The sequence below is a fragment of the Nonlabens sp. SY33080 genome (assembly GCF_011784885.1).
Taxonomy (GTDB): domain Bacteria; phylum Bacteroidota; class Bacteroidia; order Flavobacteriales; family Flavobacteriaceae; genus Nonlabens; species Nonlabens tegetincola.
On sequence record NZ_CP050461.1, the window covers coordinates 893,014 to 910,475 of the forward strand.

Consider the following 17,462-nt stretch of genomic DNA (forward strand, 5'->3'; position numbering starts at 1 on the left):
CTCAATTTCATTTAAATTGAGGCTTTTTTATCCTTGTACAATACTTAATCGACTAATATTTGAGCTGTGTGATCTTTTGTTTTAACTTTTGATATCACATCCTCAATAATTCCTTCTTCATTTATTACAAATGTTGTTCTGTGAATTCCGTCATACTCTTTACCCATAAATTTTTTAGGACCCCAAACACCATAAGCATTTAATAGCGTATGATCCTCATCAGATAAAAGGTCGTAAGAAAGTTCATGTTTATTTTTAAAATTCAATTGTCTTTTTTGACTATCGGCACTTGCTCCTAAAATTTCGTATCCGCTTGCGCGAAAACGATCTACGTTATCACGTAAATTACAAGCTTCGGCAGTACATCCAGGAGTACTTGCTTTGGGATAAAAGAATAGGACAAGCTTTTTTCCTGCAAAATCAGATAAAGAAATTTCCTTTCCGTCTTGGTTAGGTATAGAAAAATCTGGAGCTTTATCTCCGGCTTTTAAAGTGGTCATAATCGTATTTTTGTTTAAGCTCTAAATTACAACAATGAACAAGGCAGACAAAGTTAATTTCGTCATAAATAAACTCGAGGAATTGTATCCAGAAATTCCTGTACCCTTAGACCATACTGATCCTTATACGTTATTAATTGCTGTATTAATGAGTGCTCAAAGTACAGATGTGAGAGTTAATCAAATTACACCTTTACTATTTGATAGAGCTGATAATCCATATGATATGGTAAAATTAAGCGTAGATGAAATAAGGGAAATCATTAAACCAGTAGGTTTATCTCCTATGAAATCAAAAGGAATTCATGGATTATCGCAAATCTTAATAGACAAACATAATGGTCTTGTACCACAAACCTATAAAGAATTAGAAGAGCTTCCAGCTGTAGGTCATAAAACAGCTGCTGTAGTTCTTTCCCAAGCATTTGGGATACCAGCTTTTCCTGTTGATACCCATATTCACAGATTAATGTATCGTTGGAACTTATCTAATGGGAAGAATGTGGTACAAACAGAAAAAGATGCTAAACGCTTATTTCCAGAAGAAAAGTGGAACGACCTACATCTTCAAATAATATGGTATGGCCGTGAATACAGCCCTGCTAGAGGATGGAATTTGGAAAAGGATATCATTACAAACACTATAGGTAGAAAAAGCGTACTAGATGAGTATTATAAAAGCTTGAAGAAGAGGAAGAAAAAATAAATTCTTTTAATTAGTTTAAACTTAATCGCCTTTTTATAGTCAGAAAAGACAAATACCTCTCATGAAATATTTACTCTTCCTCCTATTTCTATCTTTTTTAGCTTGTTCTAGTGATGATAATAACGTTCATGATCAAATTCAAGAAACTGGAATGTATTTTCCTCCTTCTGATTCGAATGATTGGGAAACTCAATCTACACTATCCTTAAACTGGAACGATCAAAAATTAAACGACCTGTTTACTTTTCTAGAAAACAATGAAACAAGAGCTTTTATAGTTCTTGTGAACGGTAAAATAATAGTTGAGCAATATTGGAATACAGACCTACAATCTCAGCCATTCACGGCAAATTCCAATTGGTACTGGGCAAGTGCATCAAAATCTCTTACGGGCACTATGGTAGGAGTTGCTCAAGAAGAAGGATTTCTGGACATTGCCGATAAAACAAGTGATTATCTAGGTCCAGGCTGGACAACCATGCCTAGTGATAAAGAAGATGAAATTAGCTTATTTCATCAATTAACGTTCACTACAGGAATAGATTATAACGTCTCAAATTCAGATTGTACTAATCCTGGATGTTTGACCTATTTATCAGATGCTGGTTCACAATGGTATTATCACAATGCAACTTATACCCTACTCAAAGATGTTATAGAAGTAGCTACTGGAACGTCGTTAAATAATTACACTGATAGCTCTATTGAAAATAAGATTGGGATGAATGGATTCTGGCTACCTTTAAGTGGTGGCTATGGAAGTACATATTATTCTACAGCAAGAGATGCGGCTAGATTTGGTCTATTAACTCTTAACGAAGGTCAATGGGATTCAACAACCGTACTGGGTGATTCTACTTATTTTAATGACATGGTATCCACCTCTCAAAACCTAAATCCTTCTTATGGCTATTTATGGTGGCTTAATGGTAAAAACTCTATCGTTTTTCCTTCATCACCAAATTCTTTTCCTACCTCACTAACTCCATCAGCTCCTGACGATATGATCTGTGCATTAGGAAAAAATGGTCAGATTATCGATGTTATTCCTAGTCTGGATATGGTTGTTGTGCGTATGGGAGATAGCCCTGCCAATGAACTAGTACCTATAGTTTTTCACGATGAACTTTGGGAATTACTAAACCAAGTAATTAACTAAGTAAGAATAACGCTATTTTGATTGTCAAAAGCACGCCTTTTACATTCATTATTACCTCTTAAATTTTTATCTTCACACCGTATGAAAAAGATCCTCCTTTTTGTATGCGGTATTTTGATTGCATACCCCATAATTGCACAAGAAAATCGCCTTACTCCTAAACCAGTTACTACATCCCAAATTTTCCACGATATTGAAAAATTAGGGTTTCTGGGAACAGTACTTTACGTAGCTGCTCATCCGGATGACGAAAATACAAGACTAATTTCTTATTTAGCCAACGAGAGAATGGCAAGAACTGCTTATCTATCTCTTACACGTGGAGATGGTGGTCAAAATCTCATTGGTCCACAATTAAGAGAACAACTAGGAATGATACGAACTCAAGAACTACTTGAGGCAAGAAACATAGATGGCGGCGAACAGTTTTTTACCAGAGCAAATGATTTTGGGTATTCAAAACATCCAGAGGAGACGATTGAAATTTGGAACAAAACTCAAGTTATGGAAGATGTTGTACGTATTATTAGACAATTTCGACCTGATATAATTATCAATCGTTTTGATCATAGAACACCAGGCACCACTCATGGACATCATACAACTAGTGCTATTTTTAGTGTTGAAGCTTTTAAGGCTGCAGGAGATAAAAATGCCTTTGGAAATCAATTAAAAACACTCGAAACTTGGCAACCTAGCAGACTGTTTTTTAATACGAGCTGGTGGTTTTATGGTAGTCAAGAGGCTTTTGAACAAGCAGACAAGAAAAATTTACTCGCTATAAACTCAAATCCTTTTTATGATTATAAAGGTTTGTCAAATCATGAAATTGCAGCATTAAGTCGAAGTGAACACAAGTCACAAGGCTTTGGTAGTAGTGGAGACAGGTCGCCACAAAAGGAATATATAGAGTTTATAGATGGTGATTTTCCAACAGATAAATCTGATTTATTTTCAGGAATAAATACCACTTGGACAAGAGTCAAGGGAGGAAAAAAGATTAAAGATTTACATGAAAACCTGGTTTCAAATTACGATTTTAAAAATCCAGAAGCTAGCATTCCTTCTTTACTAGAACTGCGATCAAATATTTCCAAAATTAAAAATGATCACTGGAAAACAATTAAATTAAAAGAAATTGATCATATTCTGAATAATATTCTTGGAATTTATATGGTGGCATCTACCAGAAATGAACAAATTGCTATTGGTAATGAAAGTGATGTTTTTATCGAGATAACCAATAGGTCTAAAATTGATTTTTCAATTGAATTCATCCCTAGCAACCTAGTAGAAATTAAAGAAAACAATATTATACTTTCAGAATATGAGTCAAAGCAACTAACCGAAAAGTTGAAGGTTCCTTCCTATTTTGAAACTACTACACCTTACTATCTTAAACAAAAAGGTACTGTAGGTATGTACGTAGTAAATAATCCAGAACAAATAGGAAAACCAGAATTAGATAGTCCATTTTTAGTAAGAGGAATTATTAGGGTTAAGGATCAAGCCATTCCTTTCAAAATACCCGTGATTCATAAAAGAACTGATCCTGTAAGAGGTGAGATTAGAGAACCTCTTCAAATTACTCCAGAAGTATCTTTATCCATCGATAATCCTGTTTTTATTTTCACTCAAAGCCAAAAACAAGAGATAACTGTTAATGTACACGCCTTTAAAAATTTTAGAAATACGAAACTTGAATTATGTGTACCTACTGATTGGAAGGTAAAGCCAGAGCATATCAATATTGATGACCTTTTAAAAGGAGATCAAAAACAATATAACTTTATTGTAACTGCCCCATCACAAGCAAGTAAAGGATTAGCCAGCGCTATTTTAACCGTAAATGATAAATCCTATACCCAAGAGGTAATTTCCATTAATTATGAACATATTCCTAATCAACAATGGGTGCGTAATAACGAAGTTCAACTCGTACAACCAGGTATAACTAACTTTGCAAACTCGGTCGCATATATTAATGGTGCTGGTGATCAAGTAGGTCAAGCAATAGCTGCGATGGGCAGCCAGGTAAGCTTTTTTGATCCTTCAGAAGTCCCTGCAAATCTTTCAGATTATGATGCCGTAGTAATTGGAATAAGAGCCTTTAACGTTTACAAACAAGAAATGGCGGCGTTAAAGGATATCCTTGACACTTATGTAGCCTCAGGTGGAACACTCATCATGCAGTACAATACTAATCGCGGTATCGGTGATAATGAACTAGGACCGTTAGATATTACGCTTTCGCGAAAGCGTGTAACAGATGAAAATGCTGCTGTGACTTTTCTTGCACCAGATCACAGAATCATGAATCAGCCTAATCGCATTACGAATAAAGACTTTGAAGGATGGGTTCAAGAAAGAGGTTTGTATTTTCCTGAAAAATGGAACGATAATTTTACACCTATTCTAGGTATGAATGACGCTGGTGAACCTATGACTAAAGGAAGTTTACTAGTAGGTAAATACGGTGATGGACATATCGTTTACACGGGTTTGAGCTTATTTAGAGAGTTACCTGCCGGAGTTTCTGGAGCTTATAAGTTGCTTGCAAACATGTTGAGTTTAAGTATCGAAAAGGAACCAATTAAACAGCAAGATGAAGAAAGGAAATTCTAAAAAATGGAGCAAGGTATATATAGGTCTTATAGCTGCAAACATTGTTTTTGCGGTGATTTTCTATTTAATTAGTATGAGGTATGGGAACAATTGATTGGTTTATTCTAGCCTCTACTCTAGCCTTTATCGTATTTTATGGTGTTTATAAAACTAGAGGAAAACAAAGTAGTGAACAATATTTAAAAGGAGGTGATGCCCGATGGTGGACTGTTGGGTTATCAGTCATGGCAACACAAGCCAGCGCTATCACTTTTTTAAGTACTCCAGGACAAGCATATACAGAAGGAATGGAATTCGTTCAGTTTTATTTTGGTCTACCGATAGCGGTTGTGATAATTTGTATAAGTTTTATTCCTGTTTACCATAAACTCAAAGTTTATACGGCCTATGAATTTTTAGAGAATAGGTTTAATGTACAAACGAGGTCTCTAGCCTCTATACTATTTCTTATACAACGTGGTCTTGCCGCAGGAATAACGATTTATGCACCGGCTATTATCCTAAGTTCCGTACTTGGTTGGGAACTGAAATACCTAAATATTTTAATAGGAATTCTAGTAATCATTTATACAGTGTCTGGTGGTACCAAAGCGGTTAATGTTACTCAAAAGCAACAAATGATTGTTATCATGGCAGGAATGATTACAGCCTTTGTTTTAATTGTAACAGCATTACCAGAGAACGTAACCTTTGACAATGCGTTGCAAATGGCTGGTGATGCAGATAAAATGAAAATTCTAGACTTTGATTTTTCGTATCAAGATAGGTATAATGTGTGGAGTGCGTTATTTGGAGCTACCTTTCTTATGCTTAGTTATTTTGGGACCGATCAATCTCAAGTACAGCGATATTTATCTGGAAAATCGGTAAAACAAATGAGAATAGGTTTGCTTTTCAATGGCTTACTTAAAGTCCCGATGCAATTTTTTATTCTACTAGTAGGTGTAATGGTCTTTGTATTCTATCAATTTAATGCTACACCACTAAACTTCAATCCAGCAGGAGAACAAGCCGTGTTAGAAAGCGAGTATAAGCAGGAATACATTAAGTTACAGAATAATCACAAATCCATACTAGAAGAAAAGCAACAAACTCAAAAGCAATACGCTGCTATACTTGCTGATGGTTATGAAAATGACAATTTAAAAGTAGAATTAAACCGACTGCGCGCCGAGGAAGAATACAATAGAAGTAAAGCAAGAATTCTTATTGAAAAGGCAGATGAAGGTATTGAAACAAATGACAAAGATTTTGTGTTTATACATTTTATCCTCAATCACTTACCTAAAGGTTTAATAGGATTATTGCTTGCTGTTATCCTAAGTGCAGCGATGAGTTCTACTGCATCAGAATTAAATGCCTTATCGTCCACCACGGCTGTTGATATTTATAAACGATTCAGTAAAACAGAACGTGATGATGATCACTACGTGCGTATGTCAAAGTGGTTTACACTGGCTTGGGGAATTGCAGCTATAGGATTTGCATCAGTTGTATCATTATTTGATAATTTAATACAGCTAGTAAACTTTATAGGCTCCATTTTTTACGGTACTATCTTAGGTATCTTTCTTGTTGCTTTGTATATAAAACATATTAAAGGTAAGGCTATTTTTATTGCAGCATGCCTGTCACAAGTAATTGTAGCCACTTGTGCTATTTTACATGAATTTGTACCAGGTATCGAGATTTTACCTTTCTTATGGCTTAATCCACTAGGTGCAATATTAACGATTGTATTTGCTTTCCTAATTCAATTAGGCGATTATAATAATGAACCACACTTAAATAGAATATAAGCTCAATGGAACAGTCAGAAGACCATAATCCTTTTAAGGATAGCGAATTAATATCGTTACCTAAATCTAGAGTAAACCAAATAAAAACTAACCTCACTAGAAGTAGTTATATTTTAATAGGTGTCCTTATTTTCATGTTGATACACCTAATTCTTATAAGCTTACTCAATTTAAATTTTAATAAAACTACTTACTTAATTCAATTTGCCACAGGCATAGTTTACGGTTTTGTACCAATTGCACTTGCACTAGCAGTTACTAAGAAAAGTTTGAAAATTCCTGCTTTAGTTATAAGTATTTTAATTTGCCTTTTAATGATAGCTACTAGAATTATCACGCTTGTCGAGATTTACCCATCTCTTGACACGATGTTTTATAATTAAAACTTGTTATAACTATAAAGCGGTAAAATAAAAAACGCTGTTCAGTTGAACAGCGTTTTTTATTTAACAAGATCCAACTTACATCGCGCCCCAGCGCTTTAAGTTGTCTTCATTTATTTTTACATAATCAGCATTTTTCTGATCCTTTGCTAAGGCTAGGGCTGTTTTAGCAGACTTTATAGCGTCTTTCTTTTTACCCAGCTTCTCTTCTATTAAGGACTTCCTAGTGAACATCCAGAAAGCCTTATCATTCATTTCTGTTGCTTTGGTAATCCATTCTAGAGCTTGTTCCAGGTTCGTTCCCGCTTCGTAGTAAAAAGCGGCTGCACTATAATAATCATTAACCGAAGGTTGTGCCTCGCCAGACATTACTTTCATAATACTTTCCTCGGTTTTCTTCTTAGTAGGTACGGTAATTGGAATAGCTACTAATGAATTTTCCCAACTAATTTGCAAATGAGCGCTATCCATAGATAATTCATTAATCCCTATTGTAAAACTTTCTTGAGTTAAGTTCATTTCTTGAACTGGCACTGTTGCAGTTGCCACGACTAATGATTCGTCCCAAGATCTTGGTGCACCCCAATTGTCTGTTTTACTATACAGGTAAACATCCCATTGTTTTTTACCAGGTTTAGTAAATACAGCATAAGTTCCTGCTTTAACATCTGTCCCTCCAAAGGTAAAATCGTCTCCAACTGTGATAGTCGTATTTGCATTTGCTCCTGTGCGCCATATTTTGTCAAATGGTACTAAGTCTCCAAATATCGTACGACCTCTCATTGCTGGTCTAGAATATTCAACAGTAATATCTGTTAGACCTACCTTTTGCATGACCTTTGCCGCAGGACTAGGTTGCGGAGTTTGTATTTGTGCTGTAACAGCTGTAGTTGCACAAATCAATAAGAATAAAAATAAACGTTTCATGTATTTTAATATTTTGATGATATAAAAATACAAGTAAATAAATCTTGAATTGGCATTTAAGATACTTTTAATATCTATTCGGCTGGCTTTGCCTGCGAGAAGAAAATCATTTTAATAGCAACAATTATTAAAACAACCCCAAATATTTTTTTTAAAGTTTGCTGGTCTATTTTGACTGCTATCTTTGAACCAAAATAGCCACCTATTACAAAGGCTGCTGCAATTACTAGGGCATATCGCCAGTCTAATCCTTCACCAGCTTTATGATAATTATAAGCTGCTAGAAAGGTCACTGGAACCGCAAGAACTGCAAGACTTAACCCTTGTGCATCATGTTGATTGTAACCTAAGAACCAAATAGCTAATGGCACCATGATAACACCACCGCCTACGCCCACGCTACCGCTCAATAATCCAGCAAGTAATCCTAATAGAAGTAATAATAAAATAGTTGTAAGAGACATTTTGGCTTTTGGTTTCATGTTATAGTAATGGAGCCCACAATCTACAAAAAGACTCTTTAAATTTGTTCAGTTTATTTCTTTTTTCCCACCTTTCTAGTATAATTTGTTCACTGTCAAGTAAATCCTTATCAAATAAATCATTCAATTCCTTACTTATTCGTTCATTGTACATCAAAGCATTGATTTCAAAATTTATATCAAAACTACGGTAATCCATGTTTGAGGTTCCTATCGTAGCAAAATGATCATCAACCACCATAGTTTTTGCATGTAGCATTCCTTTAGTGTACCAGTACAACTTAACTCCACTTTCTAATATTTCGGTGAAATAAGATCTACTAGCATATCTTGCAGCCCAACTATCACCTTTTCTAGGAACAAGAATTTCTATTTCAATTCCAGATCTTGCAGCACTTTTTAAAGCGGTTAAAATGGATTCATTAGGTATAAAGTAAGGAGTGGTAATTCTCACACATCGTTGCGCGGTATTGATCGCAATAAAAAGTGCTTCCATTATATTGGCCCAATCAGTATCGGGACCGCTTGCAGCTATTTGAACAGCAACATCTTCTACCTCATCAATTTCGGGAAAATAACTTGATGGTATTTCATGTGGTAGTTCCTCTTTGTCACATTGACAAACAAAATACCAGTTTAACAACCACTGTACTTGTAACGATTTTACTGCATGACCTTCAATACGACAATGAGTATCTCTCCAGTATAATCTTCCAGTATCTCCTTTCTTATTTACGTAACTATCGCTTACGTTAATTCCTCCTAGATAACCTATATGGCCATCTATGATACATATTTTACGATGGTTTCTATAATTGGCTTTTCTCGTAAAATCTGAAAACAACACTGGCATGAAAGAATGATAATCAATACCAGCATCTTTCATACGATTTTTACCTGCTCGTGATAAATCACTACCTACAGAATCATAAATAAGCTTGACCTCTACCCCACGATTTCTAGCCTCAATTAACTTATCTATAAACGCGTTCCCAATATTGTCGTCATTGAAAATAAAATATTCTAGATGAATGTGATCTTGGGCTTCATCAATATCCTTAAATATGGATTCAAAAGTGGCGTTTCCATTAATTAAGACCTTGACGTCATTTTTCAGAGTTAGATAGGCGTTTTGGTTATGTTTGAGCAACTTAACCATTTTTAAACGATCCATTAGGGCTTGATCATCCAGCTCATGAATACGTTGATCTGAGATTTGTAAACGCTCGTTCCATTCTTTTACTAAGACATTAGCATCTAAGTCCTTACGTTTAAAAATTTTAGACTTCCTATATTCTAAACCAAAAAAGTAATAGATTATAAGACCAATAAATGGAAGCGCAATAAGAAAGAGAAGGGATGAAACCGTTTTACGTGGGTTTTGATTGCTTTTTATTAAAAAAAAGGCACCTGTCAACGCTACTACATAATTAAGTACTAGTGCTGTAAAAAACCAATTACGGTAAACCCAATCTAAAATCATCAGTTATAATAGCCTGCCTCAGGAATTTTAATTTGGTACACTTTTTTAGATTGATTGTTCAATTTGCCTTCTCGCAACCACGGATTGTGAATCTTTAAAATTTTGTAGTTGATATTTTGCGCTTTCGCGAAAGCGGACAAATCTTCAATTTCATAATCAACTGTTACATCCTTTGTAGGAACTAGTTGATACGCATGATCTGGTTCAACATTGAAACCAAACTTTTCTGGAGCTTGCAAAATCTCTTTGATGGCCATTATTCTGAACATATAGCGACCCGTTTCTGGATTAAGTGCAAGGTCATAATAATTATCCACTTGTTGTTTTTCTAACTCTCGATTAATGCCTGCGTTACCAGCATTATATGCTGCTGCAGCAAGAGTCCAACTTCCAAAGCGCTCTTTACTATTCTTAAGATATTCACATGCTACACGTGTTGCTTTTTCAATGTGAAAACGCTCATCGACATTACTATTTACTTCTAGACCATACTCCTTTCCTGTTGCCTTCATTATTTGCCAAAAGCCGCTGGCGCCAGCAGGTGAAGTAACTGGTTGTAGACCACTTTCAATTACGGCTAGATATTTAAAGTCATCAGGAATATTATATTCACGTAAAATGGGTTCAATGATTGGAAAATATTTTTGAGCTCGTTTAATTAACAAAATACCATTAGACTGCCAGTAGGTATTTACAAGGAATTCTCTATCGGCACGTTCTCTAATATCTGGCATATTTAAAGGAACTGTTTCACCAGCAAAATTTAGGTTTTCAGGCACATTGAAACTGTAAACGTTGTAATCATTTACCAGTTTTTTATCCGTCTTTAGAGTTGGTGTTTTTTCAATTGTTACCGATTCGTCGCTATCGCTTGTTTGGATCATGCTTAATCCAATAACAGTAACCATACCTAATCCTATACCTATAAGTAGTTTCTTCATCTTCAAAATTTTGTATAAAAATATAATTTTAACCAGACTAGTGGTTAATCGATAGTGTTAATTATCCAAAATAAGTTGGGGTAAATGCTCATTAAACCATCTAAATCTATTTATAATCATAACGTGTGTTCCCCCTTCAACAGTAATACAGTTTTCAATATATTTAATGGGGAAAACTGGGTCACTATCACCATGAATATGAATTAAGTTATCTGGTGCTTTTTCTTGGTCCCAGTTAATGATTGTGTTCAAGGCCCAGTCCATATATAATGGATCATTTACAGATAGGTATTTATTATACATTTCTATCTTTTTAGGTGCCAATATTTTTGAGTAAGAAGCGATAGTCCCAAAATGCTTAATGAGAGTTGTAGGTAACGCCTTGTGAAGATGAGTAACTTTACTTAACCTCATGCGTCTAGGGAACTCTTTGCTAGATTTAACGGAAGAAATGATAATCATTTTTTTTACAGGTAGCAGTTTTGAAAGTTCTTGGACAATCACACCACCAAATGATACTCCTATTAAAACAGGATATTCATGCTTTATTTGATCTAGAAGTCTGATACAATAGTCCCTAATAGATTCATTTTTAACAGGTAGAATCCATTCCATTAGATGAACATCAAATTGTTTTGATGGCAATTTTATGTATTCAAAAATTTGAGGTGATGCTGCCATTCCTGGCATGAAATATACCGAACACTTCATTGATGCTTATATATCTGATTTATAAATAATTACAAAGAACTTAACTTGTATATGTCTGTTTTTTAGTATATTTGTAATTCAACTATTCAAAAAACTTTTACTAACCTACCAGTAATATAATCAAATATAGGTAGTAAAACGATCAGAATTTCTTCTGATTTTAAATAAGAGAGAATGAGTACAAAGGTAAATTTAGAAATTACTGACAATGAGTTTTTACGTCAGTATGAATGTATTGTGGATGGAGAAATGGCTCGTATCGAGTATGCTCAACAAGATCGCAAAATATTTTTAACCAAATTAATTATCCCTGAAGTTCTAGAAGAGAACTTTTCTTTTAAGGATGAATTTCTTACAGCTGTTTTTGACAACATTAAATTTGAAAAAGAATTAAAAGTTGTACCTACTCACCCTAAAATTGCTGGATTTGTGAGAAAAAATAGAATTAAATACAAGGAAATGTTACCCGTAGGAATCGCTATTTAGAGCAGTCCCACAATTTATTTGCTTCAATTAAATCATCTGGTGTGTCAATTCCAATACTAGATTTTTGAGTGCGCACCATTTTAATCTTTTTCCCTTGCTCTATATAGCGCAAGCATTCTAGTTTTTCTAACAATTCTAGTGGTGTTGCCTTACTGCGATAAAAGTCAAGTAACGCTTGTTTCCTAAACGCATAAATCCCTATATGCTTGTAGTAGGTAGCTGGTAATAATTTATCTCGATGATAAGGTATGGGCGACCTTGAAAAGTAAATAGCGTGATCATTTTCATCAACTATAACTTTTACATTATTAGGATTAGTTATCATTTCCTCACCTTTAATTTCATGCATTAAAGATGCGAGTGATATATTTTTTAAAGGATCATTCTTGAACACTTCTATTAATGAGGCTAGATCGTCTTTATTAGTAAACGGTTCGTCTCCTTGAACGTTGATAACAATATCGGCAGATATGTTTTCGACTGCTTCGGCAATACGATCACTACCACATTCATGATTTTTAGTGCTCATTACCGCTTTACCTCCATTCTCCTCAACAGTTTTGTAGATGGTTTCACTATCGGTTGCGACCATTACATCATCAAATAGACCTGTTTGTTGAGTGGCCTGCATGGTGCGTATAATTACAGGTTTACCACTTAGATCTTTCATTAATTTACCTGGAAATCTGCTTGCTTCATAGCGTGCAGGTATTACGGCTATTGTTCTCAATTTGTTAGTTTTTTGTTAGTTTGCTTTCGCGAAAGCGAACTTCTTTTAAACAATTTTTTATATAACTTTCTCATGGCGAGAAAGATCAATATTACAATAATGACAGCGACAACTGGAGCGAGTAAGGAGAGAATTGATAGAATACCGCTTAATCCAGCCTCGGCTGTGCTTACTACTGGATTACCTAATCCACCAGTAGTTGCTGTGCTTGTTGCTCGTGCTGCAGTTGTAGTGCTTGATATAGCAGCTGCTGTTCCACCACCAGCAATGATGGCCAAAGTCCACGTATAAACTGGGTCCAAATCTCCTACGACACTCACCATTACTGCAGTACCTGCAATAGTTGCGAGAGGAACCGAAATAGTGTCTAAAAGATTATCTACATAAGGTATGTAATAAGCAAGAAGTTCTACTACGGCTGCAACTGCTAGGACAATTACAGCTGTTAAACTACCTGCCCAGGACCAATCTTCATTTAAGGGTATCCAACCCATGTATCCGGCAAAGCTCAAAAATAACAAAGGAACGAATACTCTAAATCCTGCACTGGCAGACAATCCTATACCCAAACAAACGCTGGTGAAAATGCTAAAAAATGTTTCCATAACTATGATTCAATAAAATGATCCTTATTGAAGCCTATAAGATACAAATTTGTTTTGGCTCTTGTACATGCCGTGTACAACCACCTTAAATAATCCTTGCTAGGTCCATCTGGTAAATAGGGTTGCTCAACGATCACATTTTCCCATTGTCCTCCTTGAGATTTGTGACAGGTAATTGCATAAGAAAATTTAACTTGTAGAGCATTAAAATACTGATTGGCTTTAATTTCTTTATACTGCTTCCATTTAGGTAATATTAGATAATCCATCCTTACCTCTTGATACAATTTGTTGCTTTGCTCATAGGTTAAACTAGGCGATTCTGATGTTAATGTATCAAGTAACAAAGTGGTTTCAAAGGGTTTCATGTCAGGGTAATCTACCATACGCACCTTAACATTAGCAAATTTGAAACCATATAATTCTTTAAATGAGAATATCTCTAATATTTCTATGATATCACCATTTGCAATAAATCCAGCATCACTTGTAGGTTTGAGCCAATGGTAATTATTTTTTACGACCATAAGGAAGTCGCCGGCACTTAGCTCGCTTTCTCTGAATAAAATTCTAGATCTTATTTGTTGGTTATAAAGGTTTGCCCTTTTATTTGATCTTACAATTATTGCTGTTTCTTCATGACCGTTGATATCATAGGCACTATTAATAGTATCAATGATTTCATGTCCATCAATTAATCGTTTAATATCATCATAAGGCTGTACGTTGAATTTAAAATTATAATCTTGTTCCTCTATATGATTACGTATACCTGTAGCATTATACAAGATACCAGATTTATCGGTTTGTCGTTTAACCTCGTCTAATTCAATACTTGTGACTTCTTTTAAATAACGTTGTTCAATTATTCTTTCATCAAGAGCTGGACTTACTTCTAGTTTTACTGGCGGTAATTGTGCTGTATCTCCAATGATCAGTAATTTACAATTACTTCCCTCGTAGACATATTGTATAAGGTCGTCCAGTAATGATCCCGTAGCTCCAAATAATTTCCCTTCGGAGACTACATCTGGTATCATCGATGCTTCGTCTACTATAAATAAAGTATTACGATGTTTATTTTTTTTAAGTGTAAATTCTACACTGCCGCTACCTTGACCTTTTGGATAATAAATTTCTCGGTGAATGGTGGCTGCCTGTCTGGATGAATAATTGCTTATTACTTTGGCGGCTCTACCTGTAGGCGCTAGAAGTACAGTTCCTACTCTTACTTTCCAAATAGCCTTAACTAATACACTAATAAGAGTAGTTTTTCCGGTACCTGCGTAACCTTTTAATAAAAAAGTACGGTCTTTATTTTTTTTATCTAGAATGAAATCACTTAACTGATGAAGCGCTATATCTTGTTGATTTGTAGGCTCAAAGGGAAATTGATCTTTTAATTCTTTATAGAAAGAGGATACGTCCATATAAGGTTTGTAGAAAAACTGTGGGTAAACTTAACCCAAATTTCACACTAGTCGTTAGGACTAGACAAAAAATATTGTAGATTTGTTTGCTTTGAAAACAAGTAAAAACTTTTGAACATATGTTGACTTTTGTACTATCAGTATTAGCAGGTTTAGTCGTTCTGATACTGTTTGCTGTATTTATTAACAAAATTCCTAAGAAAGCACACCCTATATTTATTCTTATACTTTTAGGTTTAAGCGGATTCTTTGGATACAAGCTGTATCAATCCATTGCTGAACCCGTAGAATTTGAAAAAGTAAAAGAAGAAAGGTATAAAAAGGTAATTAGTAAACTTATAAAGTTAAGAGAAGCTCAAACAGCTCACAAACTGATAACTGGTAAGTATGCAGAGAACATCAATAACCTTACACAATTTGTAGATACTGCTCAATTTGCTCTTACTACTAAACGAGATAGTACTGTTGTAGATAGAGAACGTAACATCAAATTTAGATTAGATCCTGAAACAGGTGGATATACTAAAGAGGTTACTATTATTGACACGTTAGGCTTTAAATCTGTTAAAGATTCATTATTCAAAAATACTGACGTTGCAAAACTTCTTGATTATGGTATAGAAAATGCTCCTGGTAAAATCAAATTGGAAACAGGTCTTGTACCTGATAAAGACCAAATGATACCTGTATTTAAAGCTACAGCCGATAAAAAAGAAATACTTTTTGATCAGCCTGAAAAGCTCGTAAAAGCAGAACTTGAGGTAAAAGCTGTTGAGGCTGTAAATGGATCTACTATCTATGTAGGAAGCTTGGATGAAATTACAACAAGTGGTAACTGGCCTAGAAAGTATGCAGATAACTAATAAGTCTGAAAATATTTTAAAAGAGTTGTCCGTTCTGATTCATCAGAATGGACTTTCTTTTTTTACTCATATAGGTAATCGCGTAGAAAACAGTTACGATAAGAGCTTTAAATACTCCAACAATCCTATAGAACTTTTTCAAGAGATAGAATTGATTTATAACGAAGAAGATTTTGTAAACAAATCTTTTTCCAAAGTAAATATCTATTACCACCACCCTATTTTCACCTGTGTTCCCAATGCCTACTTTGATCCGTCAAATAGTGCAGACTACCTTAAATACACAACTCAATTATTAGAAACTGATGTAATCAGTCATGATAATCTCAAAGAACTAACTACTGTTTATATTGCATATAGCAACTTGAATAACTTCTTTTTTGAAAAACACGGCGATCTTAACTACTACCACTTAAGTACTCAAATATTGAAAAAAGAAGAAAACATTGAAAGGCAAAACCATGCTTATTTAAACCTTCTTCCTAATCATTTTTACTTAAGTGTTTATAAAGACGATAAATTAGTTGCTCATAACAGCTACCCTTATGAGTCCAAAGAAGATTTACTATACTATACCGTATTTTCGTTACAACAGTTTAATTGCGATGTAGAAACCACAGTAGTAACCGTAAAAGGTGAAAAAATTGATGAAGAATTATTTGATGTACTGTATAAATATATACGACATGTGGAAAAAAATGAAAACATCAATTATCTCAAAGAATTAATATGCGCATAATTTCTGGAATACATAAGGGAAGAAGAATACAAGCTCCAAAAAATCTACCTGTTCGTCCTACGACAGATATGGCTAAGGAAGCTCTATTTAATATTTTAAGACATCAGATTGAAATACATGATGCCAGAGTATTAGAGCTATTCGCAGGTAGTGGAAATATGAGTTATGAATTTTGTAGTCGTGGAGCAAGTAGTTCACTAGCAGTTGATAAACATGCTGCATGTACCAGTTTTATCAAAAAAACTGCAACCGATCTCGACTTAAATATTGACGTTGTAAAGGCCGATGTGTTCAGTTTTTTAAGCAAACATAAAGGTAAGTACGATCTCATTTTTGCAGATCCTCCTTACGGTTTCAGTGATGAGGAATTTCTTAAAGTACCAGAATTAATCTTTCAGCAAGAATTATTAGATACTGATGGAATGCTTATAGTAGAGCATTCAAAACACTCAGATTTAAGTACTCATTCATACTTTAAAGATAGTCGTCGATACGGCGGCACAGTTTTTAGTTTCTTTTATCATGAAGATGAAGAAGAATAAAAAAGCAGGTCTATAAGCCGGATTCTGTATCTCATTATTGAGACCCTTATCATTTATCTGGGATAAGTATTACTACTTACCTCTATCTGCCTACCCATCAAAATCGCGCGGATAACGCTCAAACTCTGACCTACATGACATTGCACCGCATAGAGTTTACCTGGTTTCACTACAGCATTATCTGTACATACTTTCTGTTGCACTAGTCCTATTGCTATTACGATTACGCTTTCGCGAAAGCATAACAACAACGACGGCCATTAACCGTTATGCTATCCTGTGGTGTCCGGACTTTCCTTTCCTGTAAATACTGGAACGATAAGGCGACCTGCGCAGCAAAATTACCTATTT

General features: G+C 34.7%; 18 protein-coding genes and 1 other RNA gene. 9 read left to right on the top strand and 10 right to left on the bottom strand.

The window, feature by feature from the left end:
* Positions 1-44: 44 nt before the first annotated feature.
* Entirely contained in the window at positions 45-500 is a 456-nt protein-coding gene (gene bcp / locus HCN53_RS04130; protein WP_042279312.1) for a thioredoxin-dependent thiol peroxidase, read from the bottom strand.
* A gap of 34 nt (positions 501-534) precedes the next feature.
* Here bcp and HCN53_RS04135 point away from each other — a divergent pair, with 34 nt between their 5' ends.
* The 5 genes from HCN53_RS04135 (at position 535) to HCN53_RS04155 (ending at position 7,172) form a co-directional block, all read left to right on the top strand.
* Entirely contained in the window at positions 535-1,206 is a 672-nt protein-coding gene (locus HCN53_RS04135) for an endonuclease III domain-containing protein (RefSeq protein WP_167342124.1), read from the top strand.
* Between the two features lie 61 nt (positions 1,207-1,267).
* A complete protein-coding gene (locus HCN53_RS04140) occupies positions 1,268-2,365 on the top strand; it encodes a serine hydrolase (RefSeq protein ID WP_167342125.1) in 1,098 nt (365 codons plus the stop codon).
* A gap of 81 nt (positions 2,366-2,446) precedes the next feature.
* Positions 2,447-4,990, top strand: a complete 2,544-nt coding sequence (locus HCN53_RS04145) for a PIG-L family deacetylase (protein ID WP_167342126.1) — start codon at positions 2,447-2,449, stop codon at positions 4,988-4,990.
* An 80-nt stretch (positions 4,991-5,070) separates the two neighbouring features.
* The gene (locus HCN53_RS04150; RefSeq protein WP_167342127.1) at positions 5,071-6,789 is read left to right on the top strand and encodes a sodium:solute symporter; all 1,719 of its coding nucleotides are present in this window, start codon (positions 5,071-5,073) and stop codon (positions 6,787-6,789) included.
* 5 nt (positions 6,790-6,794) lie between these two features.
* A complete protein-coding gene (locus HCN53_RS04155; RefSeq protein WP_167342128.1) occupies positions 6,795-7,172 on the top strand; it encodes a hypothetical protein in 378 nt (125 codons plus the stop codon).
* A 78-nt stretch (positions 7,173-7,250) separates the two neighbouring features.
* Here HCN53_RS04155 and HCN53_RS04160 read toward each other — a convergent pair whose 3' ends face one another.
* The 5 genes from HCN53_RS04160 to HCN53_RS04180 form a co-directional block, all read right to left on the bottom strand.
* Positions 7,251-8,099: a DUF2911 domain-containing protein gene (locus tag HCN53_RS04160; RefSeq protein WP_105019169.1), complete on the bottom strand. Its 849-nt coding sequence runs from the start codon at positions 8,097-8,099 to the stop codon at positions 7,251-7,253.
* Positions 8,100-8,173: 74 nt separating this feature from the next.
* Complete coding sequence (locus tag HCN53_RS04165; RefSeq protein WP_060525115.1) at positions 8,174-8,563, bottom strand: sulfite exporter TauE/SafE family protein; 390 nt, start codon at positions 8,561-8,563, stop codon at positions 8,174-8,176.
* A gap of 19 nt (positions 8,564-8,582) precedes the next feature.
* Positions 8,583-10,064: a cardiolipin synthase gene (gene cls, locus HCN53_RS04170; protein WP_317168799.1), complete on the bottom strand. Its 1,482-nt coding sequence runs from the start codon at positions 10,062-10,064 to the stop codon at positions 8,583-8,585.
* Entirely contained in the window at positions 10,064-11,005 is a 942-nt protein-coding gene (locus HCN53_RS04175; RefSeq protein WP_167342129.1) for a lytic transglycosylase domain-containing protein, read from the bottom strand. Before HCN53_RS04175 ends, cls begins: the two co-directional genes overlap by 1 nt.
* Before the next feature lie 57 nt (positions 11,006-11,062).
* A complete protein-coding gene (locus tag HCN53_RS04180; RefSeq protein ID WP_240919390.1) occupies positions 11,063-11,716 on the bottom strand; it encodes an alpha/beta fold hydrolase in 654 nt (217 codons plus the stop codon).
* Between the two features lie 174 nt (positions 11,717-11,890).
* Between HCN53_RS04180 and HCN53_RS04185 the strand changes: the two genes are divergently transcribed.
* A complete protein-coding gene (locus HCN53_RS04185; RefSeq protein ID WP_042279325.1) occupies positions 11,891-12,202 on the top strand; it encodes a GNAT family N-acetyltransferase in 312 nt (103 codons plus the stop codon).
* Here HCN53_RS04185 and kdsB read toward each other — a convergent pair.
* The 3 genes from kdsB to HCN53_RS04200 are packed head-to-tail and all read right to left on the bottom strand — an operon-like array spanning position 12,195 to position 14,967.
* Positions 12,195-12,932, bottom strand: a complete 738-nt coding sequence (gene kdsB, locus HCN53_RS04190) for a 3-deoxy-manno-octulosonate cytidylyltransferase (protein WP_167342130.1) — start codon at positions 12,930-12,932, stop codon at positions 12,195-12,197. The genes HCN53_RS04185 and kdsB overlap by 8 nt on opposite strands.
* The gene (locus HCN53_RS04195) at positions 12,929-13,537 is read right to left on the bottom strand and encodes a DUF4126 domain-containing protein (protein ID WP_042279329.1); all 609 of its coding nucleotides are present in this window, start codon (positions 13,535-13,537) and stop codon (positions 12,929-12,931) included. Before HCN53_RS04195 ends, kdsB begins: the two co-directional genes overlap by 4 nt.
* Before the next feature lie 2 nt (positions 13,538-13,539).
* Positions 13,540-14,967 (bottom strand): ATP-dependent RecD-like DNA helicase, encoded by a 1,428-nt coding sequence (locus tag HCN53_RS04200; RefSeq protein WP_167342131.1) that lies wholly within the window; start codon positions 14,965-14,967, stop codon positions 13,540-13,542.
* A 119-nt stretch (positions 14,968-15,086) separates the two neighbouring features.
* Here HCN53_RS04200 and HCN53_RS04205 point away from each other — a divergent pair, with 119 nt between their 5' ends.
* Genes HCN53_RS04205 through rsmD form a run of 3 tightly spaced genes read left to right on the top strand, consistent with a single transcriptional unit; the run spans position 15,087 to position 17,111 of the window.
* A complete protein-coding gene (locus HCN53_RS04205) occupies positions 15,087-15,830 on the top strand; it encodes a hypothetical protein (protein ID WP_240919391.1) in 744 nt (247 codons plus the stop codon).
* Positions 15,781-16,569, top strand: coding sequence for a DUF3822 family protein (locus tag HCN53_RS04210; RefSeq protein ID WP_167342132.1), 789 nt, complete (start codon positions 15,781-15,783; stop codon positions 16,567-16,569). Before HCN53_RS04205 ends, HCN53_RS04210 begins: the two co-directional genes overlap by 50 nt.
* Positions 16,560-17,111, top strand: coding sequence for a 16S rRNA (guanine(966)-N(2))-methyltransferase RsmD (gene rsmD, locus HCN53_RS04215; protein WP_085774863.1), 552 nt, complete (start codon positions 16,560-16,562; stop codon positions 17,109-17,111). Before HCN53_RS04210 ends, rsmD begins: the two co-directional genes overlap by 10 nt.
* Here the strand turns inward: rsmD and rnpB are convergent.
* Positions 17,109-17,446, bottom strand: an RNA gene (rnpB, locus tag HCN53_RS04220) — RNase P RNA component class A. The two genes, rsmD and rnpB, sit on opposite strands and share 3 nt — an antisense overlap.
* Between the last annotated feature and the right edge of the window lie 16 nt (positions 17,447-17,462).